The organism is Brucella gallinifaecis (assembly GCF_006476605.1).
Taxonomy (GTDB): Bacteria; Pseudomonadota; Alphaproteobacteria; order Rhizobiales; family Rhizobiaceae; genus Brucella; species Brucella gallinifaecis.
In genome coordinates, this window is the sequence record NZ_ML636806.1 from 100,505 (window position 1) to 124,527 (window position 24,023).

Consider the following 24,023-nt stretch of genomic DNA (forward strand, 5'->3'; position numbering starts at 1 on the left):
CACAAAATTCAAGCAAAAGACTTGGCAAACGCGTCGACCGCTGCCTTGAGCTTTGCTTTGATGTTGTCGGTGAGTGCCTTTTCATCGCGAATCGCATCGAGAACATCCTTGTGCTCGTTGCGAAGCGAAGAAAGAAGACCCGCTTCGAACTTGCCAACCTGATCAACGGCAATCTTGTCGAGATAGCCATTCACGCCGGCATAAATCACGGCAACCTGTTCTTCCGTCTTGAGTGGAGAGAACTGTGGCTGCTTGAGAAGCTCGGTCAGACGTGCACCGCGGTTAAGCAGACGCTGCGTCGAAGCATCAAGATCCGAACCGAACTGGGCAAATGCTGCCATTTCACGATACTGGGCAAGTTCACCCTTGATCGAACCGGCAACCTGCTTCATCGCCTTGATCTGGGCGGACGAACCAACGCGCGAAACCGACAGACCGACATTAACAGCCGGACGGATACCCTGATAGAACAGGTTGGTTTCAAGGAAGATCTGGCCGTCAGTAATCGAGATCACATTGGTCGGAATAAACGCGGAAACGTCGTTACCCTGCGTTTCGATGACTGGCAGAGCCGTCAGCGAACCAGCGCCATTTTCGTCGTTGAGCTTCGCAGCGCGTTCAAGAAGACGCGAATGCAGATAGAAAACGTCACCTGGATAAGCTTCACGGCCCGGAGGACGACGAAGCAGAAGCGACATCTGACGATAAGCAACAGCCTGCTTGGACAGATCGTCATAACCGATCAATGCGTGCTGGCCGTTATCGCGGAAATATTCACCGATAGCGCAGCCTGCGAATGGCGCAAGATACTGCATCGGAGCCGGATCGGAAGCGGTAGCTGCGATCACAACGGAATATTCGAGAGCGCCGCGTTCTTCAAGAACTTTAACGAACTGAGCAACAGTCGAACGCTTCTGGCCGATAGCAACGTAAACGCAATAAAGCTTTTCGCTGTCCGGGCCATTGTCGTGGATTGGCTTCTGGTTCAGGAATGTATCAAGAATAATAGCAGTCTTGCCGGTCTGTCGGTCACCAATGACCAGCTCGCGCTGACCACGACCAACAGGGATCAGAGCGTCAACAGCCTTGAGGCCGGTCGACATTGGCTCATGAACCGACTTGCGCGGAATGATACCCGGTGCCTTGACGTCGACGCGGCGACGCTCTGTAGCAACGATCGGGCCTTTGCCGTCGATTGGATTGCCGAGAGCATCGACAACGCGACCAAGCAGACCCGGACCAACCGGAACGTCAACAATCGCGCCGGTACGCTTGACGACATCGCCTTCCTTGATGTCACGGTCGGCACCGAAAATAACCACACCGACATTGTCGGTTTCAAGGTTAAGCGCCATACCGCGAATACCACCAGGGAATTCGACCATTTCACCAGCCTGAACATTGTCCAGACCGTAAACGCGGGCGATACCGTCGCCAACGGACAGAACCTGACCGACTTCGGAGACCTCAGCCTCCTTGCCGAAGTTCTTGATTTGCTCTTTCAGGATAGCGGAAATTTCCGCGGCGCGGATGTCCATCAGCCGACCTCTTTCAGTGCAAGCTTGAGAGAAGAAAGTTTAGTGCGAAGGGACGTGTCGATCTGACGCGAACCCATTTTGACAACAAGTCCACCGAGGATCGAAGGATCGACGGTGACATTGATCGTCACGTCCTTGCCGGCAACGCTTTTCAACGTTGCCTTCAATTCGTTTTGCTGAGCGCTTGTCAGCGCATGTGCCGAAATAACATCAGCGGAAATTTCCCCACGATGCTCAGCTGCAATTTCACGGAAAGCGGCGATAATGCCCGGCAGCGCAAAAAGACGGCGATTAGACGCCACCACGCGCAGGAAATTGCCGACCAGACCCTTGATGCCAGCCTTGTCAGCAATCGCGCCAATAGCGTGAAGCTGGTCTTCAGCATTGAAGACCGGGCTGGAAATCAGACGCTTCAGGTCTTCGCTTCCGCTCAGAAGCGCCTCGAAACGGCCAAGATCTTTTTCCACAGCAGCAACGGAATTCGCATCGAGAGCAAGCTCGAATAACGATCCGGCGTAGCGCTGTGCGACACCTGAAATGAGCGAAGACGTTTCTGCCACGAACAACCTGCTCTCTACGTTGAAACCATCTTTTTGGGAGTTCAGCACAGCCAAATGGCCCAAGCAGATGATTTTATTGAATGTTTCCGGGGAACCCCTGACGCGCAAGCGCGACAACACCGAAATGTGATTGCCGTCTAGCATAGACGAACCGGACTCGCAACACGCGAATCCCGCACTTTTGTGTAAGTTTTCCTGCAATTTTGGATTAGAAAACGACTTAACAGCCTATCGAATGAACCTGAAGGCTTTTTCCCACAGCGATCAGGCTTCAGCCGATAAAGCCAAAAGCGTATAGCAGAGGCCCGACTGCAAGCAGAAATTCGATGACCGCAGCAATGATATTGTAAAAACTTGCCCCCTTATCAGACATCATTGAAATAAAGCGGCCAAATAATGCAAATCCCCACATTGCCCCCAAAACCACCCATAAAAATGGCTGTGCAAAAATCAGGCAGCCAAGGCCAACCCCCAGATAAGGCCCGGCCAGCACAGCCCGAATGGAGCTATAGGCTTCCGGGCGCGCATTGATTGGCTGCAAGCGCAACAATTTCATTGTGATACCGGGCGCAAACAACATAATGACACCCGCTAAAGCTGTCACAACAGCCGCACTCCATGCAAGCCACTCGCCGGTTGAGCCTGGAAGATAGAATTCCATCATTTGTTATCCTCTTGGTTTTAGCTGTAATAGCGAAAAACCCAATGCGTTGCCATAGGCGCGAAGATCACAAGAAACTCTGCGGATCAATGTCCACCTGCACCCGTATAGAGCCACGCTCTTTAGGAGAAGCGGCAAGAAGAACCCGGATAAACCCTTGAATATCCGCGCGTTTTGTCCCATGCACAAGAATACGGAAACGATGGCGCCCCCGCACGATTGCAAGCGGCGCTTCTGCCGGTCCCAGCACTGAAATCTCTGCTGAGGACGGTGCTGCACGGCGCAGCGCCCGCGCATGGTTCTCGGCATCAGGCCGGTTATCCGCTGATATAATCAATGCAGCAAGACGACCGAAAGGCGGCAGGGCACTGCGTTCCCGCTCCTCAATTTCACGCGCATAAAAAGCATCCGAATCACCGCTGATGATGGCACGCATTACCGGATGATCGGGCTGGTAGGTTTGAAGAAGTCCCAGACTCTTGCGGCCAGTTCGCCCTGCGCGGCCCGTCACCTGATTAAGCAATTGAAATGTGCGTTCAGCCGCACGCGGATCGCCATTGGCAAGGCCAAGATCGGCATCCACCACACCCACCAGCGTCATATTCGGAAAGTTGTGCCCCTTGGCCACAAGCTGCGTACCGATGACAATATCGGCCTCGCCTTTGGCGATGGCGTCGAGTTCAAGCCGCAAGCGCTTCACGCCACCCGCCATATCAGACGAAAGCACTATGATTCGCGCATCCGGGAATGTTGCAGCCACTTCTTCCGCGATCCGCTCCACACCCGGGCCGCAAGCCACCAGATGATCAAGCGTACCGCATTCCGGGCAGGCTTCCGGCACTGGCTCATGATAGCCGCATTGATGACACATCAATTGTTTGCGAAAGCGGTGCTCGACCAGCCAGCTTGAACATTGCGGGCATTGAAAACGATGGCCACAGACACGGCAAAGCGTCAGCGGCGCATAACCGCGCCGGTTGAGAAACAGCAGCGCCTGTTCACCACGTTCAACTGTTTTACCCACAGCTTCTGTAAGTGTTGGCGACAAAAAACGGCCCGGCGGCGGCGGTGAACGCCGCATATCAATGGTTTTGAGCGTCGGCAATGCCGCTTCCGCATATCGGCCATAAAGCTTGATTCGTTTGTAACGCCCTTGGTCGGCATTAACCTGGCTCTCGATAGACGGCGTCGCTGACGCCAATATCACCGGAAAGCTGCCAATATGGCCGCGCACCACGGCCATATCCCGCGCATTATAAAATACACGGTCTTCCTGTTTGTAAGCCGGATCATGTTCTTCATCGACCACGATCAGCCCAAGCTCCTTGAAGGGCAAAAACAGTGCCGATCGAGCGCCGGCAACAACCCGCACTGTCCCTTCTGTCACTTGCCGCCACACGCGCTCGCGCGTGCGTGGTGCAAGATCAGAATGCCATTCGGCAGGCTTTGACCCAAACCGATCATGAAAACGGTCAAGAAATTGCTGTGTCAGCGCAATTTCAGGCAGAAGAATCAGCACCTGCTGACCCTGATCAAGCGCCTTGGCCACCGCCTCAAAATAAACTTCAGTCTTGCCTGATCCCGTCACTCCATCAAGAAGCGATACGCAGAACATATCGGCCTCAACCGATTCGGCCAGCATTTCAGCCGCCGCCTGCTGATCGTCGGAGAGTGTTGCACGTGCAAAATTTGTGTCAGGTGTTGCAACGACAGCGGGCGGAGGCAGCATCACCTCTTCAAATACGCCCTGAATTTTCAACCCATCCACAACGCTCTGCGAAACACCGGCAGCATGGGCCAGCCCGGAGCGCGTCCATGCAAGACCATCGCGTGCCAGTTCCATCACACGGGCGCGGGCATCTGTCATACGTTCCGGTTCGCCACCACGATAACGAAGCCCCGGAATTTTTGGCTCAGGATCAAACGCCGCAGGCGCACGCAACACCATACGCGCCACCATTCCGGGCGGCGAAAGCGTGTAATCTGCGGCCCATCGCATGAAGCGCAACATCTGCGCATCCACAGGCGGGCAATCAAAAACATGCGCAATCGCCCGAAGTTTTCTGGCATCTACCGAATCGGTTGCGCCATCGCAAACGATTCCCGCAACCTCACGCGGTCCCAATGGCACGCGCACAATCGAACCGGGTTGAACATGCATTCCATCCGGCACCACATAGGAGTAAGGGCGCTCTGCGGGCATGGGTACCAGCACCGGAACCACGCTTTGGGCCGGTTCCGCAAACAGCTTTAAAATATCGTGCGAATCTTTCGACATGATTGCGTGACCTTGGCGCGGCTTTGCGCTAAAGAAAAGCCACCTTACTGGATTTAAATCAATTTAAATCCCCTAACTCGCACTCATTATGGAGGAATGCTGTTATGAAGTTTTTCGTCGACACTGCGGACGTCAAGGAAATCCGCGAACTCAACGATCTTGGTCTGGTTGATGGTGTGACCACCAATCCGTCGCTGATCCTCAAATCTGGCCGCGATATTCTTGAAGTAACCAAGGAAATCTGTTCCTTTGTCAAGGGTCCGGTTTCAGCTGAAGTTGCTGGAACAGAATATGAGCAGATCATGAAGGAAGCGGCAGTCATTGCCAAGATCGCAGACAATATCTGCATCAAGCTGCCACTGACACTCGACGGTCTCAAGGCTTGTAAAGCACTGACATCCGATGGTCACAAGACCAATGTAACGCTTTGCTTCTCTGCCAATCAGGCTCTGCTTGCGGCCAAAGCCGGTGCAACTTTCGTTTCGCCATTCATCGGTCGTCTTGACGATACGGGCATCAATGGCATGGAGCTGATTGCTGAAATCCGCACTATCTTTGACAATTATGATTTCCGCACCGAAATTCTTGCCGCTTCGGTTCGCACCGTCAATCACGTCAAGGAAGCAGCCCTGATCGGTGCCGATGTCGTCACCGCACCTCCGGCAACGCTCAAGGCACTCGTCAAGCACCCGCTGACCGACAAGGGTCTTGAAACCTTCCTCGCTGACTGGGCGAAGACTGGCCAAAAAATCGCCTAAAGCAGATTGCTGATTAAAATGCAAAAACGGCGGATCACTGATCCGCCGTTTTTTAATATCCTTTGAAGCAAGATCAGAGCTTCGACATCTGCATCGCGATAGCGAGATAAATCTGCTCTGCCAATTCTTCGGCTGCACGCTTGGTTGCATCACGTTCTGCACGAAGATTTGCAAATTCCTGACGCGGACGGTCAAAGGATGCCCCCACCGTGCGTGTACCGGATTTCAGAGCCTTCCCATCCTTATCAAACAACACAAAATTCGATGTCGCATTGACCGTACCAGCCGATGGACGCCCCGTGCGGTCGGTTTGATCGCCAATATCAACACTGACAAAGGATGTAACCGACTTGCTTAACCCAAGACGCAACTTGTAATTCGGGTTGGACGGCTCACCAGCCCCTCCCGAAAGCAGGAAAATAAGCCGGTTGCGGACCTGAACACCATATATGCTACCTTCAGGATCAACAGCAATCGAAGCAAGTTTTGATCGCATATCCGGCGTAACGCTGCCACCAATGGTGCTGCCAGCACTGCCGCCGCCCGAATAGAGCGGCTGCACGGTACAGCCAGCCAGAAGAAGGATAGCTCCCAGTGCTGCAAAGGCAACGCGGAAGTTCCTGAATGCGGTTTTGAAGCAATCACACAACGACATTGACGATCCTTTGTGGCACCACGATGATCTTCTTCGGCGTGCCACCTTCGAGCGCAGCCTTGACAAAGTCAAGTTCGAGCACCGCCTTCTGGATTGTAGCTTGATCAGCGTCGCGAGCGATTGTCAAATCCCCACGCTTCTTGCCATTGAGCTGAACGGGCAGAACGATCTCGTTTTCCACGATCAGTGCAGCATCAAACTGCGGCCATGGCGCGGTTGCGGCAATCGTTTTTTTGCCGGCGATTGTGCCACCAAGCGCACTCACACATTGTTCAGCCAGATGCGGCATCATTGGTGCAAGCATCAAAACCAGCATTTCGGTGGCTTCACGCACCGCACTTTTCAGCTGATCATCAGCCTTGCCGGTGCCAACCTGCTGCAAGGGTGCAGCAAGCGTGTTGACCAGCTCATAAAGACGGGCAACAGCTCTGTTGAAAGCCAGCTTTTCAATATCGTCACCAACCGCCTGAACAGCTTTATGTGCAGCCTTCGAGAGGCTAAGAGCATCCCCTTGCGTTCCAGACTTCGCCACAACATCCTTGAGAGCAGGAGCCGCTTCGGAAACAAGCCGCCACACACGCTGCACAAAACGATGGGCACCTTCTGCACCGGCTTCTGTCCAGATCACATCACGTTCTGGCGGAGAATCGGAGAGCATGAACCAGCGTGCAGTATCCGCACCGTAAGAAGAGATAATATCGTCGGGATCGACCACATTTTTCTTCGACTTCGACATTTTTTCAATCGAGCCGATTTCCACCTGAGCGCCGCTATCGAGCATGGTCGCGATACGCTTGCCATCCGATTCTTCAATGCGAATATCGGCAGGTGCAACCCACTGGCCATCAGCCTTATAGGTTTCGTGCACCACCATTCCTTGTGTGAACAAGCCCTTGAACGGCTCATCAATACCGACATGACCCGCCACTTTCATGGCGCGGGTGAAGAAACGCGAATAGAGCAAATGCAGGATCGCATGCTCAACGCCGCCAATATACTGATCCACCGGCAACCAGTGATCAGCAATCGCACGATCTGTCGGCTCATTTTCCCAAGGGGCCGTAAAGCGCGTATAATACCACGACGAATCGACGAATGTATCCATCGTATCGGTTTCACGACGCGCTTCACCACCACATTTCGGGCATTTTACATGACGCCATGTGGCATGACGGTCAAGCGGATTGCCCGGGCGGTCGAACTCGACATCATCAGGCAGCTTCACCGGTAGGTCAGCACGCGGCACTGGATTGACGCCACAGCTTTCGCAATGGATCATCGGGATCGGACAACCCCAGTAACGCTGACGCGAAATGCCCCAGTCACGCAGACGGAACTGAACTTTACGCTGCGCCTGCGGGCGACCATCCAGCTCGGTCTTTTCAAGGCGCTCAGCCACTTCCGTGAAAGCGGCTTCCGGCGTCATACCATCAAGGAAGCGCGAATTGATCATCACGCCATCATCAGTGAAAGCGGTTTCACCGACACTGAAACTTGCAGCATCCTCGCCCTTTGGCAGAACAACCGGCGTAACTTTCAACCCATATTTATTGGCAAAATCCAAGTCACGCTGATCATGCGCCGGACAACCAAACACTGCGCCCGTGCCATATTCCATCAACACGAAATTGGCGACATAAAGCGGCAGCTCCCAGTTTTCATCAAACGGGTGCCTGACCTTGACTCCTGTATCAAAGCCGTTCTTTTCAGCCGTTTCAAGCGCTGCAAGCGATGTGCCATGCTGATGACATTCATCAATGAAGCCTGTGAGCTTTGCATTATTTTCAGCCAGCTTTTTCGCGATTGGATGATCAGGAGAGATTGCCACGAAAGACGCGCCGAACAAAGTATCGGGGCGCGTCGTATAAACCTCAACCTCTGAGAAACCGGCAGGGGCAGTCTTGGTGTCGAGCGCGAAACGAACCTGCAAACCTTCCGACTTGCCGATCCAGTTCTTCTGCATGACACGAACTTTTTCAGGCCACTGATCAAGTGTATCGAGACCGGCAAGCAGGTCTTCGCTGAAATCGGTGATCTTGAAGAACCACTGTGTCAGTTCGCGCTGTTCAACCAGCGCACCAGAACGCCAGCCGCGACCATCCACCACCTGCTCATTGGCGAGCACGGTATTGTCGACCGGATCCCAGTTGACCTTGGACGTCTTGCGCGTCACCAGACCTTTTTCAAACAGATCAATGAACAGCATCTGCTGGCGGTGGTAATATGCAACATCGCATGTCGCAAATTCGCGTGACCAGTCCAGCGACAGACCCATAGATTTGAGCTGACGCTTCATCGTATCAATATTCTGATAGGTCCATTCTTTCGGATGTACCTTGTTTTGCATGGCCGCGTTTTCCGCAGGCATGCCAAATGCATCCCAACCCATCGGGTGAAGAACATTGAAACCCTTGGCACGCTTGTACCGCGCAACCACATCACCCATCGCATAGTTGCGCACATGGCCCATATGAATGCGCCCCGATGGATAAGGGAACATTTCGAGCACGTAGTACTTCTCGCGGGGATCACTGTTATCGGTTTCAAAAGTCCGGTTTTCTTCCCAGACTTTCTGCCAATGAGCTTCCGCCACGCGCGGATTATAACGTTCGGCTGCCATGAGCGTATTTACTCGTACGAAGATGATGCAATAAGAAGAGTCGTCATTAATGCCGACCTTCACCACGTATTGGCGAAAGCGTCAAGTTTTTGCGGACGAAAAGCCTGAAAGCGAGAGTTTCATGTCAGATATTGTAGCGAACCTGAACACCATCAAGGCAAAGATTGCCGATGCGGAACAAGAAGCACGTCGCGACAATGGCTCTGTAACGCTGGTAGCCGTCTCCAAAACCTTCAATGCCGACGAAATCCGTCCGGTCCTTGATGCGGGTCAGCGAATATTTGGTGAAAACCGTGTTCAGGAAGCTCAAGGCAAATGGCCCGCATTGCGCGAAGCCTATTCCGGCACTGAACTGCATCTGATCGGGCCGCTCCAATCCAATAAAGCTGCCGATGCAATTGCACTCTTTGATGTGATCGAAACGGTGGACCGTGAAAAAATCGCAAGCACCCTTGCCAGCGAAATCAGAAAACAGGGCAAAAATCCAAAACTCTATGTGCAGGTCAATACCGGTCTTGAAGAACAAAAGGCTGGCATAGACCCGAAAGAGGCTGTGGCTTTTGTCGAGCGCTGCCGCACAGAACACGGCCTCTCAATCGAAGGCCTGATGTGTATCCCGCCAGCAGATGAAAATCCGGGGCCGCATTTTGCACTGCTTGAAAAGCTCGCCCGCGAAGCAGGCGTCGAAAAACTCTCCATGGGAATGTCGGGTGACTATGAAACGGCTATCGGTTTCGGCGCAACATCGGTGCGTGTGGGTTCCGCAATTTTTGGCGGGCGTAGCTACTCGCCATCCGCTTGAAGACAAAAAAGCTCTTCATTGTGCGTTTCAACATCATATACCGCAACCTCGACCCTGTTGAAGGGGCATCCCAAGCACTTGATGTACTTTTTAGAATAAAAATTTCTAAACCAGCAATCCATTTTTTTCCTATGTATTCGTTTGCATGCCCCATAATTTCTTACAGTAGAGATAATTTTTAATATTATTTACAAAAACTTTGAGCATCAATGGGTTGATGCATTCAATACTTTATAAGTAATGGAGAGATCATGGCAATTTCAGTCGTAACTATCAAAAGCGTTTCCACTGGTTTATATCTCGGTTTGGGCTCCGAAATATCGCCTAATCAAACATGGTCAGTTCAGGGATTCGAAAATAAATCAAAGAATACTGATAATAACTTGAAGTGGACGATAAAAGCAGATCTTAATGATCCGTGGTCAACAACAGATATTGTCCATACTTTTGGCAGTCCGAAAACTTCCCTCATTCCAGGAGATACCATTGCAATAGATGGCCACTCCGCAAACCTTGCAATTGCCGGATCTGACAATTATTTACCGCCACTACAAAACTTCGGATTTTTAAAAATCAAAACAATTAATGATAAAATTGCATATAAAATACTTATTTACGGAACAGAGACATTTAGCCTATACACAGACAAATCAAAATCTAATAATTTTTATTATGTCAATGAAGATGAAATCAACTTCGCAGTAGAAGGTAACAATTTATTTTTCGTAGATTTTACATCTATAATTTAATATTGATAATAATTTTTACTATAATAAATTAATAAATATAGCGCCGCACGATAACAGGACATTGCGGCGCTATAAAAAGCATCTGCGCAGCAATGCTTTCAATCCTGTGCACTCTTTCATACTGCGTCATTGTGGACCACAATCGATCCCAATGTCTAATTTACCTTGCGCCTGACGGGATGTAAATGAGTCTGGCGACAGCTTCGCCCCGATGCGAGCTATCGATCCCGGCGGGAGGATCGCCGGACAGCAAGGAGGAAGACATGTCGGAAAAGCTTTACCCTGTTTTGCCGGGGGCAAAGAAGAACACGCTCATTGATAACGAGAAATATCTCGAATGGTACAATGAGAGCGTGACCGACCCGGATGGATTCTGGGCCAAGCACGGCCGACGGATTGACTGGTTCAAACCCTTCACCAAAGTCAAGAACACCGATTTCAATGGCGATGTTTCGATCAAATGGTATGAGGACGGTGTTACCAACATCTCCTATAATTGTATTGACCGCCATCTGAAAAGCCGTGGCGATCAGGTTGCGATCATCTGGGAAGGCGACAATCCCTATATCGACAAGAAAATCACCTATCGTGAACTGCATGAAAATGTCTGCCGTCTGGCCAATGTGCTTAAAAAACACGGTGTGCAGAAAGGCGACCGCGTCACGATCTACCTGCCAATGATCCCGGAAGCAGCCTATGCAATGCTCGCCTGCGCCCGCATCGGCGCGGTACATTCCGTCGTTTTCGCCGGCTTCTCGCCAGAAGCGCTGGCTGGCCGCATTGTTGACTGCGAATCAACTTTTGTCATCACAGCCGATGAAGGCGTACGCGGCGGCAAGCCGGTGCCACTCAAAGAAAACACCGATACCGCAATCGACATAGCAGCCAAGCAATATGTGATGGTCAACAAGGTTCTGACCGTGCGCCGTACCGGCGGCAAGGTCAGCTGGGGACCAGGCCGCGATCTTTGGTATCATCAGGAAGTTGCAAGCGTCGAACCAACCTGTGAACCGGAACCGATGAACGCGGAAGACCCGTTGTTCATTCTTTATACCTCCGGCTCCACAGGCAAGCCAAAAGGTGTCCTGCACACAACAGGCGGTTATCTCGTATATGCCTCGATGACCCATCAATATGTCTTCGATTATCATGATGGCGAGATCTACTGGTGCACGGCGGATGTGGGTTGGGTCACAGGCCATTCCTACATCGTCTATGGGCCTTTGGCCAATGGTGCGACCACATTGATGTTTGAAGGCGTTCCGAATTTCCCGGATCAGGGACGCTTCTGGGAAGTCGTCGACAAACATCACGTCAATATTTTCTACACAGCCCCCACCGCTATCCGTGCGCTGATGGGCGCTGGCGATGAATTCGTCACCCGCTCATCCCGCTCAACGCTGCGCCTTCTCGGTTCAGTCGGCGAACCAATCAACCCGGAAGCCTGGGAATGGTACTACAATGTAGTTGGCGACCAAAAATCGCCAATCGTTGACACGTGGTGGCAAACGGAAACCGGCGGCATTCTGATTACCCCCCTGCCGGGCGCGACAGACCTCAAACCAGGTTCTGCAACCCGTCCCTTCTTTGGTATCAAGCCGCAACTGGTTGACAATGAAGGCACAGTCATTGAGGGCGCAGTAGACGGAAACCTCTGCATCATTGATAGCTGGCCGGGCCAGATGCGTACGCTTTACGGCGATCACAAGCGCTTCATCGAGGCTTATTTCTCCACCTATAAGGGCAAATACTTTACCGGTGACGGCTGCCGTCGCGATGAGGATGGTTACTATTGGATCACTGGCCGTGTCGATGACGTGCTCAACATTTCCGGCCATCGCCTCGGCACGGCAGAAATAGAATCGGCACTCGTCTCGCATCACTCGGTTTCCGAAGCAGCCGTTGTCGGCTATCCGCATCCGATCAAGGGACAGGGCATTTATTGCTATGTTACGCTGATGACCGGCGCGGATGCTCAGGATGCAGATGCTTTACGCAAGGAGCTGACACTGCATGTGCGCAAGGAAATCGGTCCAATTGCAACGCCGGACAAGATTCAATTTTCGCCGGGCCTGCCAAAGACTCGCTCTGGCAAGATCATGCGCCGCATCTTACGCAAGATCGCAGAAGATGAATTCGGTGCATTGGGCGATACTTCGACCCTCGCTGATCCGGCAGTGGTGGATGATCTGATCGAAAATCGCCAGAATAAAAAGTAACTAAAAGCCCCGGGAAACCGGGGCTTTTAATTTCTAAGCAGCTCGAAAGCGCATCAAAGTTTGGTGAGATTTTCGTTCCTGTATACCGAAAATTGTGGTCTTCGAGAACCGGAGCGGAGTGTACTTTTGGGTACATGAGCACCGGAAGCGAAGAAGAGCGCAATTTGCAGGCCGCAGGAGCGGAAATATCCCAAACTTAGAAGTCGATAGTGCGCCCCTTAATCTCCCAGTCACCAAAACGTGCGGGGTCCTTGCCTCCACGACCGCCAATTTCACGCGGCAGATTGTCAGCTTTTTCGCTTGCTCGACGCTCTTCAGCCTCATTCAATGCCCGCTGTGCTGCAGGAGGCAAACGATCAGTTTTGCGTGGCTCTATATTGTCATTCATTTCGGTATCATTGAATTTATCGGTCATAATCGGCAAATCCATTATTGAAGCTTAGAAGTTTCATACCCATCATATAGTTAAACCTGGTTGATAAGCAAAACCCCGATTAAAATGAACTCCCGATTAAAATAAACTATTGCTGAACTGGAGACAGACACACATGAATATGATGAAAACTGCCATGCTGATTGCTCTCATGACAGTCATGTTCATGAGCATCGGCTATTTGCTGGGCGGTGGCGGCGGCATGATGATCGCATTTGTGATCGCTGTTGCCATGAACCTTTTTGGCTATTGGAACTCCGACAAAATGGTGCTGTGCATGTATAATGCGCAGGAAGTCGATGAGCGCTCTGGCTCCGACTATTACCGCATGGTCCGTGGTCTGGCTGCCAATGCGGGGCTGCCCATGCCGAAAGTCTATATCATCCATGAAGATCAGCCGAATGCTTTCGCTACTGGCCGCAACCCGGAAAATGCTGCCGTTGCTGCCACAACCGGACTTTTAAACCGCCTGACACCCGAAGAAGTCGCGGGCGTTATGGCGCATGAGCTGGCGCATATCCAAAACCGCGACACGCTGACCATGACAATCGTGGCAACCCTTGCCGGTGCCATTTCCATGCTCGGCAATTTTACTTTCTTCCTTGGCGGAAACCGCGAGAACGGCAATGGCATCATGGGCGTGATCGGCACAATTATCGCGATGGTCGTTGCTCCCTTTGCAGCCATGATCGTGCAGATGGCAGTAAGCCGTACCCGCGAATATGCTGCGGATCGTCGTGGGGCTGAAATCTGCGGCAACCCGCTCTGGCTTTCTTCGGCCCTTGGCAAGATCGCACGCAGTGCCAAATCTGTTGTCAATGAGGAAGCCGAACATAATCCCGCAACTGCGCATATGTTTATCATCAATCCGCTGAGCGGTCGTGGTGCAGATAACCTGTTTTCCACCCACCCGGATACGGATAATCGTATTCAGGCACTGGAACAAATGGCTGCCGAAATGGGCATTCGCACGGCTGGAATGGCTCAGCGCAGTTCCCCCCCTTCACAAAGCAGTGGGCCATGGGGTAATGCAGGCAATAATAGAAAGGGCGGTTCGGGGTCCAATTCCGGCTTCCGAGGCCCATGGTCATAAAAGCGTGCCCCTGAAAAAGCCCGCGTTAAATAAAGTAGAACAGCGTGAACGATAAAAAAGCTGCGCCAAAGCGTGGAAATAACAAGCCGACACCTCATAAACACGCAGCAGACCGTGCCGAACGCTTGCGGCCCGGTCTTGCCGTGCGTCTGACTGCGGCTCGCCTGCTTGGTGCGGTGATTGAAAAAAACACATCGCTCGACGGTCTGACCGATAACAGCCATGGCCATCCGCAATATCTGGCTCTCGAGCCACGCGACCGAGCGCTGGTTCGCGCCATTCTGGGTTCGGCACTGCGCAATCGTGGCAGCATTGATCGCGCCATAAACAAGCGCCTTGACCGTCCATTGCCGGAAAATGCCCACGCGCTCAAACACCTGCTGCATGTTGCAGTCGCCCAGATTTTCTACCTCAATCTGCCCGACCATTCAGCGGTTGATCTGGCTGTGGAAGCCGCCAATGCCGATCCGCGCAATCGTAAATATGCAGGCCTCGTAAACGCTCTGCTGCGCCGTCTGTCGCGCAACAAGGAACGCGCACTGGCGCATATATCACAACCTGAAACCAATGTACCCGAATGGTTTGCAAGAAGCATTAAAGACGCTTATGGCGCGGAAAAAGCCACGGCTATTTTCACCATGCATTCTTATGAACCGCCAATCGATTTCACGATAAAAGGCGATCCAGAACAATGGGCTGAGAAGCTCGGTGGTATCGCTTTGCCAAACGGCTCAATACGCCTTGAGACTATCGAGGGAAGTATCACCGATCTGCCCGGCTTTGCTGAAGGCGACTGGTGGGTGCAGGATGTGGCTGCAAGCCTGCCTGCACGACTGATGGGCGACATAAAGGGCAAGCGCGTTGCCGATCTTTGTGCAGCCCCCGGCGGCAAGACTGCCCAGCTCATATTTCAGGGTGCAGACGTGACCGCGCTCGATATGTCCGAAAATCGTCTTAAGCGACTTCAGGGCAATCTGGAGCGCCTTGGTTTGAAAGCACACACAATTGTCAGCAATCTGCTCGATTTCAAACCGGATGAATTGTTCGACGCAGTTCTGCTTGATGCACCCTGCTCATCGACAGGCACTGTACGCCGCCACCCTGATGTGCCATGGACCAAAACCCCGCAGGATATTGAAAAGCTTGCCAGCCTTCAGGCAAAATTGCTTGCCCATGCTGTGACGCTCGTAAAACCCGGCGGCACGATCCTGTTTTCCAATTGCTCGCTTCATCCGCTGGAAGGTGAGCAATTGGCACGCAAAGCGCTTGAAAACCCGGCACTTGAAGCCGACCCTATCATGCCAGGCGATTGCCCGGGACTTGACGGGCTGATTACGGATGAAGGCTTTCTGCGCTCCACCCCTGCTGATTTGCCAGCAGAAAAATTTGATGGCAATCCAAAGCTGGCCGGAATGGATGGCTTTTTTGCAGCTCGCTTCAGGCGGAAATCCTGATATATTAGTTATCACTGATTATAATCGATGAAATTACCATAATCGGCCTGCCTCGCCGTTATGGTTAACACTCGATTCACCATTATCGACGATTCTAATAATGCATGATTCCGAAGGTCGGAAACCGGCATTTCGATAAATCATGTCAAGAAAGGACGGACCTGCCTTATCGGGTCCAGTATGAATGAATTATAATACGGAGAACAAGAGGGTGGCAGTCGCGCTGAGCGAAACCCCGCATCTTTGGGGACTGGCTGTTGCACAGGCCTGGCGCAGGTTCAGCCGCCGCCTGCGTATGGGGCCGCTTTATCGCTGGCGTTTTACCGGTTTTACGCCGGATCGCATCCTCATTGCTCCGCCTGATCTTCGCGTTGCCGACCCGCAACTGGCACAGGAATTTTACCACGGCCGTTTCGCGCTCGCCGGTCGTCTTGTCGAAACAGGCGGCATGTCACCTTTTGCTGTCGAACCACCAACCCCTGAATGGGAAGCAGCCCTTCAGAGCTTTGGCTGGCTCAGACATCTCAAAAGCGCAAACAGCGAACTTGCCACCGCCAATGCGCGCGCACTCATTGATGACTGGATGCGCCTTTATGGCAAACGCATCGGCGGCCTTGCATGGTCGCCGGAAGTGACAGCACAGCGCATCATCGCCTGGCTACAACATTCCAACCTCATTCTCGCAGGCGCAGAGCTGCCAGCCTATCGTAAATTCATGCGCTCACTGGCCATGCAGGTGCGTTATCTGCGTACGGTCGCCTCTGCCATGGATGACGGCGAAGAACGGCTGCGTGCCCGCATTGCGCTTGCTTTCGCAGCGCTTGCCTTGCCCGTTTCACCACCGACCGCACGTGCAGCCCGCCGCAATCTCGAATATGAGCTGAACCGCCAGATCCTGCCTGATGGCGGACATATCTCACGCAATCCGGTCACGATTCTGGAACTGCTGGCAGATCTGCTGCCGCTGCGACAGACTTATGCCAATGGCACAGAATCCCCGCCCAAGGCGCTCATCGAAACCGTCGAGCGCATGTTGCCGGCACTGCGTTTCTTCCGGCATCAGGATGGCAATCTCGCATTGTTCAACGGGGTTGGCCCAACCTTGTCCGAGCGTATCATCTCGGTCCTTCGCCATGATGAAACGGCTGGTTCACCGCTGACACATGCGCCCTATTCCGGTTATGAACGCCTGTCTATGGGCGCAACCACCATCATCGCCGATACAGGTCTGCCACCACCCGTGACAGCCTCACGCGATGCCCATGCCGGCTGCCTCTCCTTTGAAATGTCCTCCGGGCGCCAGCGCTATATCGTCAATTCCGGTATCGACCGTTACGGTCCGGCAGAATTTCGCCCGTTGGGACGTTCGACTGCTGCGCATTCAACCGCTACAATCAATGATACGTCCTCCTGCCGCTTCAGCCTGAATGCTGGCCTTTCCAGCATGATTGGAACCCCGATCATTGCCGGTCCGACCAGGGTACAGCGTGATCGCATCGAAGATCAGGGACGACAGGGCTTTGTTGCAAATCATGACGGTTATGTCCGGCTTTTCGGCATTTTTCATGAACGTCGCGTTGTGCTTTCCCATAATGGCAGCGTCATTCAAGGGGCTGACCGTTTTTATCGCGGCGACGCCAAAGCACTCAAAGCCAATGGGCGCGATAATATCACCGTGCGTTTTCATATCCATCCGGCGGTGGAAATCTCATTTGACGAAAACGGCCTGATTAATCTGAGCGCCCAGCATGACGATACATGGGTATTCTCCTGTTTTGAAGTCGCTCCACAGCTTGAAGACAGCATCTTCTTTGCTGGTTTTCGCGGCCCCGTGACATCAAAGCAGATTGTACTCTCTTTCCCGGCGCACGAATTGCCGGAAGTGAACTGGCAATTCAGCCGTGTCGCCATCGGAAGCTATGCTTAATCCACAAAGGCCTCTTTTAGCTGCGATTTGAGGTATGATTCAGCTCACAGCTGTGCTAATCCGCCAGCGTCCCACCCTTCCTGAACGCAGAACGCTTCAGCAACGAAGAGACCATTTCCTATGGCTGTCAGCTCCAAGCATATTCCAGCTCCCGATCTTTATCGGGTGCGTCGCGCCCTTCTTTCCGTGTCCGACAAGACCGGTCTCATCGATTTTGCCAAGGCACTTCATGCCCACGGCATTGAAATCCTCTCGACCGGTGGCACCGCCAGGTCGATTGCTGCAGAAGGCATTCCTGTAAAGGACGTTTCGGAAGTCACCGGCTTCCCGGAAATCATGGACGGGCGCGTGAAAACGCTGCACCCATCGGTTCACGGCGGCCTGCTTGCAGTGCGCAACGACCCTGAACATGTTGCTGCCATGGAAGCCCACGGCATTGGTGGCATCGATCTTGCTGTCATCAATCTCTATCCGTTTGAGGAAGTCCGCGCCAAGGGCGGCGACTATGACACTACCGTCGAAAACATCGATATTGGTGGCCCGGCAATGATCCGGGCTTCGGCAAAGAACCATGCCTATGTTGCAACCGTTGTCGATCCGGCTGATTATGCAGACGTTGTGGCCGAGCTTGAAAAGAACGAAGGCTCGCTGCCTGTTTCTTTCCGCAAGAAGCTTGCTGCCAAAGCATTTTCGCGCACTGCCGCCTATGATGCAGCCATTTCCAACTGGTTTGCCGAAGCCATCAATGAGGAAACTCCCACCTATCGTTCGATCGCGGGCAAGCTGCATTCCGTCATGCGCTATGGCGAAAACCCGCATCAGACAGCAGGTTTTTATCTGACCGGCGAACTGCGCCCCGGCGTTGCCACCGCAACACAGCTTCAGGGCAAACAGCTGTCCTATAACAATATCAATGACACCGATGCAGCTTTTGAACTGGTCGCCGAGTTCGACCCTTCCCGCACTGCTGCTGTCGCTATCATCAAACATGCCAATCCTTGTGGTGTTGCAGAAGCAGCAACCATCAAGGAAGCCTATCTCAAGGCACTGGCTTGCGATCCGGTTTCAGCTTTCGGTGGCATTGTTGCACTCAACAGGACGCTTGATGAAGCCGCAGCCGAAGAAATCGTCAAGATTTTTACTGAAGTCATCATCGCACCGGACGCAACCGAAGGCGCACAGGCAATCGTTGCAGCCAAAAAGAACCTGCGTCTGCTGGTAACAGGCGGCCTGCCTGATCCACGGGCCAAGGGGCTCGCAGCGAAAACTGTTGCCGGCGGCCTGCTGGTTCAGTCACGCGACAATGGCAATGTCGATGATCTTGACCTTAAAGTTGTTACAAAACGTGCTCCAAGCGAAGCCGAACTGAACGATATGAAATTTGCTTTCCGTGTTGGTAAGCATGTGAAGTCAAACGCAATCGTCTATGTCAAGGACGGCGCAACAGTGGGCATCGGCGCAGGCCAGATGAGCCGCGTGGATTCTGCCCGCATCGCGGCCCGCAAGGCTGAGGATGCAGCGCAAACAGCCGGCCTTGCCGAACCACTGACCAAAGGATGTGTTGTCGCTTCCGACGCCTTCTTCCCGTTCGCTGACGGTCTTTTATCCGCTGTTCAGGCAGGTGCGACAGCGGTTATCCAGCCGGGTGGCTCAATGCGGGATGACGAAGTCATTGCCGCAGCTGACGAGCATGGCATTGCCATGGTCATGACCGGCATGCGCCACTTCCGTCACTAGGGTCAGTACTCATTAATTTGATGAGAATGGCATCTGAAATGACAAGATATGCAAGGAGAGATGTGAGGACCGGGGGGGCCCGGTTGAGCGGCTCGACGAAGCAGATCACCAAGTCATTTCGATGTCCGAAGGATGTGGCCCATCCGCCCGGTCTACTTCGTCGGAAAAGCTTGAAAATGAACCACATTTCCTTCGCCTTTCCTTCTCGTATCCGAACGGATGGCCTCACACCATTCCCGTCAAATTAATGGGTCCTGACCCTAGAGCGCGTTTCGATCTGATTCAATCAGACCGGCGCTCTAACTCTTTCTTCCTTAAGCATACTCTTATCAATCATCGTTGAACGAAGATCAAATCCCAAAGCCCCGGCGACGCAATGTTGCCGGGGTTTTTTCTTTGAGTTTTCGCAAGCAAAAAGCATCTTCGCAAACGAAAATGCACCCTATTAGTTAGTCGGCAAATTTGGTTAAAGAGACAGAATAATCACTCAAAAACACCCCTATTGCTTTCATTTGATATTCATATTATTTCGTTTAAGTTCACATTGCGCTTAAAGGAAACAAAAAAGCTTGGCAGAAAACCATCGATAGTGCAGCAATAAGAATCTGAATTATGTGAAGATGCCCGGCAGCCTGAAAAGGGTGTGCTGGCTCTTGGAGAGACACATATATTCATTTGAAAGAAGCAAATAGGATTGCAACGGATATACATATTCGCATCCTGACAATATCTCTGCCATTCGCGCGGGAGGAGTATATTAAATGACACAATTTATAGGTTCCATTGACCAGGGAACCACCAGCTCACGTTTTATAATCTTTGACCGGAACGGCGATATTGTCGCCATGAACCAGCGTGAGCATGAGCAAATTTATCCAAAAGCCGGATGGGTCGAGCACAATCCGAATGAAATCTGGCGAAACACGCAGCATGTCATTAGCGAAACTCTGAAAAAAGCAAAGCTCAAAGCTTCCGATATTGCATCTGTTGGCATTACCAACCAGCGCGAGACCACACTGCTGTGGGATAGAAAAACCGGTGCGCCACTTTACAATGCCATTGTCTGGATGGACACGCGCACAGATGCGCTGGTTGATCAATTCGTGAAAGATGGCGGCACAGATCGTCTGCGTGACAAGACAGGACTGCCGATTTCAACCTATTTCTCAGGCCTCAAACTGCGCTGGATACTCGATAATGTGGCCGGTGCACGCGAAAAGGCAGAAGCAGGCGATGCGCTGTTCGGCACAATGGATAGCTGGCTGGTCTGGAACCTCACCGGCGGCACCCAAGGCGGCATTCACATCACCGATGTAACCAATGCGTCCCGCACGCAGCTGATGGACTTGTCGACGCTTGAATGGGACGAGGAAATCCTCCGGCTTTTCGATATTCCCGCGGCTTGCCTGCCGGAAATCCGCTCATCCAGTGAAGTCTATGGCGAGATAATCCTGCCCGCGCTTGGCAATGTGAAGCTTGCAGGTATTCTGGGTGATCAGCAGGCAGCCCTTTTCGGTCAGGCCTGCCTTGAGCCGGGCGAAGCCAAAAACACCTATGGCACCGGCTGTTTCATGCTGATGAATACCGGCGAGAAACTGGTCCCCTCCACCTATGGACTTTTAACAACTGTTGCCTATCAGCTTGGTGATGAAAAGCCGGTCTATGCGCTGGAAGGCTCCATCGCAATCACCGGCGCACTGGTGCAATGGCTGCGTGATAATCTCGGCATCATCAAAAACAGTGCCGACATTGAAACATTGGCACGCACGGTCAAAGACAATGGCGATGTCTATTTCGTCCCCGCCTTCTCCGGCCTCTATGCACCGCATTGGGAAGATTCTGCACGCGGCGTCATTGCTGGTCTCACACGCTTTGCCAATAAGGGTCATATTGCACGTGCAGCCCTTGAAGCCAGTGCCTATCAGGTGCGTGAAGTGCTGGAAGCCATGGTCAAGGATTCAGGCGTGAAGATCACTGAACTGCGTGCCGATGGCGGCATGACCATCAATGAACTCTTGATGCAGTTCCAGTCCGATATTCTCAATGTTCCGGTTGTGCGTCCAAAGATCATCGAAACCACAGCTCTTGGTGCAGCCTATGCAGCAGGACTGGCCGTGGGCTATTGGAAATCGACAAATGACATTATCGAGAACTGGCAGGTCGGCCAGCGCTGGCATCCAAAGATGACAGCAAAAGAGCGGACCAGTCTGTTCAACGCATGGGAAAAGGCCGTGCAGCGCTCGCTCAACTGGGTCGATTAGAGCATAATCCGCTCTAAAATACAGGGACCCGAAGCAGACTGAACTTGAAAACGATCAATGATTATCGACAGCCGGTGAGCATATCCACTCACCGGACAGCTTTTTAGTATCTGAATTATTCTCTCGGAGCATATAATGAGCAATGGTTTTATCGGTGAATTTCTCGGCACGATGATGCTGATCCTGTTGGGCGATGGTGTGGTTGCAAATGTGCTTCTTGCAAAATCCAAAGGCCAGAACTCCGGCTGGATCGTCATTACCGCAGGCTGGGGCTTTGCGGTTCTCTGTGGTGTGATGGTTGCTGTAGCGGCTGGCAGTGCCGGCCATCTCAACCCCGCAGTAACGCTTGCTTTCTATATGGCCGATAGTTTTCCGGCGGCAGACGTCGCGCCTTACATTGCAGCGCAGATGCTTGGTGCTTTTACAGGCGCAGTGCTTGTCTATCTCGCCTATCTGCCGCACTGGCAGCCAACGCAAGACAAACAACTCAAGCTCGGCGTCTTCTGCACCGGACCTGCCATTCGCAACTTACCAGCCAATTGCCTGACAGAGATTATCGGCACATTTGTTCTGGTCTTTGTGGTTATTGCAATCGGTGCAAAATCTGTTGGCGCCACGGGCGTTCTGGGACCATTGATGGTCGGCCTGCTTGTCTGGGCACTTGGTGTTTCGCTGGGCGGCCCCACCGGTTATGCAATCAATCCAGCCCGCGATCTTGGACCCCGCATTGCCCATGCCTTACTGCCGATTCCGGGCAAAGGCAGCTCTGACTGGTCCTATGCCTGGGTACCCGTAGCAGCGCCGGTCATCGGTGGCTTCCTTGCCATTGCCTGCGCCAAAGCCGCAGGCATGATATAAGAGACAGGGCTGGCGCAGCCGGTTGCTGCGCCAGTCGCCTATATGCGTTCAGCCGGATAGGGTGTGGCTTTGGCAAGCACAAATCCAACGCCAAACAGCACAATCAGCACTGACATGCCCAAGGCTGCCGATCCACTGAGGGCCGTCACTGTTGCCACAAGAAAAGGTCCGATAAAACTGGTGGCACGACCAGCCAATGCATAAATACCAAAATACCGGCCAGATTCTTCTGGCTTGATGCTTCGCGCAAACCATGACCGTGAAGATGCCTGCACCGGTCCAAATGCAGCTCCAATCATCAAACCATAGATCAGATAGGCATGTTCGGCAGGGGTCGCAAACACGCCTGTGCCCCTTGGAGAATCAAAAGAAATAAGCCCGAACAGCGTATACGCACGCCCTGTCGATACTATACCCAATGACGCTATCAGCAAAAGCACAATTGAACCAAGCACGATAGCCTTGGAACCAAAGCGCGTATCGAGCTTGCTCGCAAGAAGACAGCTGAAAACTGCCATCACATTGAGAATCATACCAAACAGACCAATCTCAGTGATAGACCAGCCAAACAAAACAGCAGCATAGCCGGCACCAAGCGCCAGCATCGCATTGACACCATCCTGATAGACCATTCGCGCAATCAGAAAGCGGACAATCCCGGGACGTCTGCGAACTTCCCCAAGCGTTTTTTTAAGTTCACCAAGCCCCGATCGCAAGGCTGGAGCAAGTTTGTCGCCTTTGGAGACATCCGGCGTAAAGAAAAACATCGGCAGGATAAAAACAAGATACCAAAGAGCAGATATTGGCCCTGCAATGCGTCCATCCTCGCCCTGCACCGGATCAAGCCCGAACAAAGGATCAAATCCAATAATGGTCTTGCCGGTTTCAGGCGATGCGGCAAGACAGAACACGATGAAGATAAGCACAATCATTCCACCAAGATAGCCCAGCCCCCAGGCAATATTGGAAATTCGACCAATATCCTTGCGTGGCACCAGACGCGGCATCATGGAATCATTGAAGACGATAGAAAATTCTGCCGCAATCATTGCCAGGGCGAATGCAAACAGAACCCAGTAAATATTGGCCCCCGGAACAGCAAACCAGAGTGCAAAAAGAGCCGAAATCTTGATAATTGCAAAAAAGGCAATCCACGGTTTTCGTGGCCCGGTCCGATCTGAAATGGCGCCCAGAATTGGCGACAAAATTGCCACGGCCAGTCCAGCAGCGGCAAAGCCATACCCCCATGCAATCTGCCCGGTCTCCGGACTTTCTGCCATACGGGAAATGAAATATGGTCCAAAAATGAACGTTGTTACAACTGTAAAAAACGGCTGTGCCGCCCAGTCAAAGAATATCCAGCCCCACACTCCACGGCGTGACGAATAGCCGTCAGCTATCATTTTACATTCCTGTCATC

The 24,023-nt window shown here is 52.5% G+C and carries 18 protein-coding genes; 10 read left to right on the forward strand and 8 right to left on the reverse strand.

Annotation, left to right across the window (positions count from 1 at the left end; genetic code table 11):
- Window positions 1–8: 8 nt before the first annotated feature.
- The 4 genes from atpA to FHY56_RS11710 form a co-directional block, all read right to left on the reverse strand.
- Complete coding sequence (gene atpA, locus FHY56_RS11695) at window positions 9–1,538, reverse strand: F0F1 ATP synthase subunit alpha (RefSeq protein ID WP_140905348.1); 1,530 nt, start codon at window positions 1,536–1,538, stop codon at window positions 9–11.
- On the reverse strand, window positions 1,538–2,098 hold the full coding sequence (locus FHY56_RS11700; protein ID WP_140905349.1) for a F0F1 ATP synthase subunit delta: 561 nt from the start codon (window positions 2,096–2,098) through the stop codon (window positions 1,538–1,540). The genes atpA and FHY56_RS11700 overlap by 1 nt, the downstream gene beginning before the upstream one ends.
- Before the next feature lie 271 nt (window positions 2,099–2,369).
- Window positions 2,370–2,759, reverse strand: coding sequence for an AGROH133_08824 family phage infection protein (locus FHY56_RS11705; protein ID WP_140905432.1), 390 nt, complete (start codon window positions 2,757–2,759; stop codon window positions 2,370–2,372).
- A gap of 67 nt (window positions 2,760–2,826) precedes the next feature.
- Window positions 2,827–5,037: a primosomal protein N' gene (locus tag FHY56_RS11710; protein WP_140905350.1), complete on the reverse strand. Its 2,211-nt coding sequence runs from the start codon at window positions 5,035–5,037 to the stop codon at window positions 2,827–2,829.
- 104 nt (window positions 5,038–5,141) lie between these two features.
- Between FHY56_RS11710 and fsa the strand changes: the two genes are divergently transcribed.
- On the forward strand, window positions 5,142–5,795 hold the full coding sequence (gene fsa, locus FHY56_RS11715) for a fructose-6-phosphate aldolase (RefSeq protein WP_140905351.1): 654 nt from the start codon (window positions 5,142–5,144) through the stop codon (window positions 5,793–5,795).
- A gap of 73 nt (window positions 5,796–5,868) precedes the next feature.
- Here fsa and lptE read toward each other — a convergent pair whose 3' ends face one another.
- A complete protein-coding gene (lptE, locus tag FHY56_RS11720; RefSeq protein WP_140905352.1) occupies window positions 5,869–6,450 on the reverse strand; it encodes an LPS assembly lipoprotein LptE in 582 nt (193 codons plus the stop codon).
- On the reverse strand, window positions 6,437–9,070 hold the full coding sequence (gene leuS, locus FHY56_RS11725) for a leucine--tRNA ligase (protein WP_140905353.1): 2,634 nt from the start codon (window positions 9,068–9,070) through the stop codon (window positions 6,437–6,439). The genes lptE and leuS overlap by 14 nt, the downstream gene beginning before the upstream one ends.
- Before the next feature lie 121 nt (window positions 9,071–9,191).
- Here leuS and FHY56_RS11730 point away from each other — a divergent pair, with 121 nt between their 5' ends.
- From FHY56_RS11730 to acs, 3 genes are all read left to right on the forward strand, one after another.
- Window positions 9,192–9,872, forward strand: coding sequence for a YggS family pyridoxal phosphate-dependent enzyme (locus tag FHY56_RS11730; protein ID WP_140905354.1), 681 nt, complete (start codon window positions 9,192–9,194; stop codon window positions 9,870–9,872).
- A gap of 251 nt (window positions 9,873–10,123) precedes the next feature.
- On the forward strand, window positions 10,124–10,621 hold the full coding sequence (locus FHY56_RS11735) for a hypothetical protein (RefSeq protein ID WP_140905355.1): 498 nt from the start codon (window positions 10,124–10,126) through the stop codon (window positions 10,619–10,621).
- A 263-nt stretch (window positions 10,622–10,884) separates the two neighbouring features.
- Window positions 10,885–12,840 carry an acetate--CoA ligase gene (gene acs, locus FHY56_RS11740; RefSeq protein ID WP_140905356.1) on the forward strand — a complete coding sequence of 652 codons (1,956 nt, stop codon included), beginning with the start codon at window positions 10,885–10,887 and terminating at the stop codon, window positions 12,838–12,840.
- Window positions 12,841–13,036: 196 nt separating this feature from the next.
- On the opposite strand, the gene FHY56_RS11750 is transcribed toward acs, so the two are convergent.
- Complete coding sequence (locus tag FHY56_RS11750) at window positions 13,037–13,255, reverse strand: DUF1674 domain-containing protein (RefSeq protein WP_140905357.1); 219 nt, start codon at window positions 13,253–13,255, stop codon at window positions 13,037–13,039.
- A 133-nt stretch (window positions 13,256–13,388) separates the two neighbouring features.
- On the opposite strand from FHY56_RS11750, the gene htpX reads away from it, so the two are divergent.
- The 6 genes from htpX to FHY56_RS11780 all read left to right on the forward strand — a co-directional run bounded on the left by htpX (window position 13,389) and on the right by FHY56_RS11780 (window position 22,603).
- Entirely contained in the window at window positions 13,389–14,366 is a 978-nt protein-coding gene (gene htpX / locus FHY56_RS11755; protein ID WP_140905358.1) for a zinc metalloprotease HtpX, read from the forward strand.
- Window positions 14,367–14,410: 44 nt separating this feature from the next.
- Complete coding sequence (locus FHY56_RS11760) at window positions 14,411–15,820, forward strand: RsmB/NOP family class I SAM-dependent RNA methyltransferase (RefSeq protein WP_140905359.1); 1,410 nt, start codon at window positions 14,411–14,413, stop codon at window positions 15,818–15,820.
- Window positions 15,821–16,004: 184 nt separating this feature from the next.
- A complete protein-coding gene (locus FHY56_RS11765) occupies window positions 16,005–17,747 on the forward strand; it encodes a heparinase II/III family protein (RefSeq protein ID WP_140905360.1) in 1,743 nt (580 codons plus the stop codon).
- A gap of 120 nt (window positions 17,748–17,867) precedes the next feature.
- Window positions 17,868–19,484 carry a bifunctional phosphoribosylaminoimidazolecarboxamide formyltransferase/IMP cyclohydrolase gene (gene purH, locus FHY56_RS11770; RefSeq protein ID WP_140905361.1) on the forward strand — a complete coding sequence of 539 codons (1,617 nt, stop codon included), beginning with the start codon at window positions 17,868–17,870 and terminating at the stop codon, window positions 19,482–19,484.
- 761 nt (window positions 19,485–20,245) lie between these two features.
- Entirely contained in the window at window positions 20,246–21,745 is a 1,500-nt protein-coding gene (glpK, locus tag FHY56_RS11775; RefSeq protein WP_140905362.1) for a glycerol kinase GlpK, read from the forward strand.
- Window positions 21,746–21,880: 135 nt separating this feature from the next.
- Window positions 21,881–22,603 (forward strand): MIP/aquaporin family protein, encoded by a 723-nt coding sequence (locus tag FHY56_RS11780; RefSeq protein ID WP_140905363.1) that lies wholly within the window; start codon window positions 21,881–21,883, stop codon window positions 22,601–22,603.
- A gap of 38 nt (window positions 22,604–22,641) precedes the next feature.
- Here the strand turns inward: FHY56_RS11780 and FHY56_RS11785 are convergent, their stop codons facing one another.
- A complete protein-coding gene (locus FHY56_RS11785; RefSeq protein ID WP_140905364.1) occupies window positions 22,642–24,006 on the reverse strand; it encodes an MFS transporter in 1,365 nt (454 codons plus the stop codon).
- Window positions 24,007–24,023: the final 17 nt, after the last annotated feature.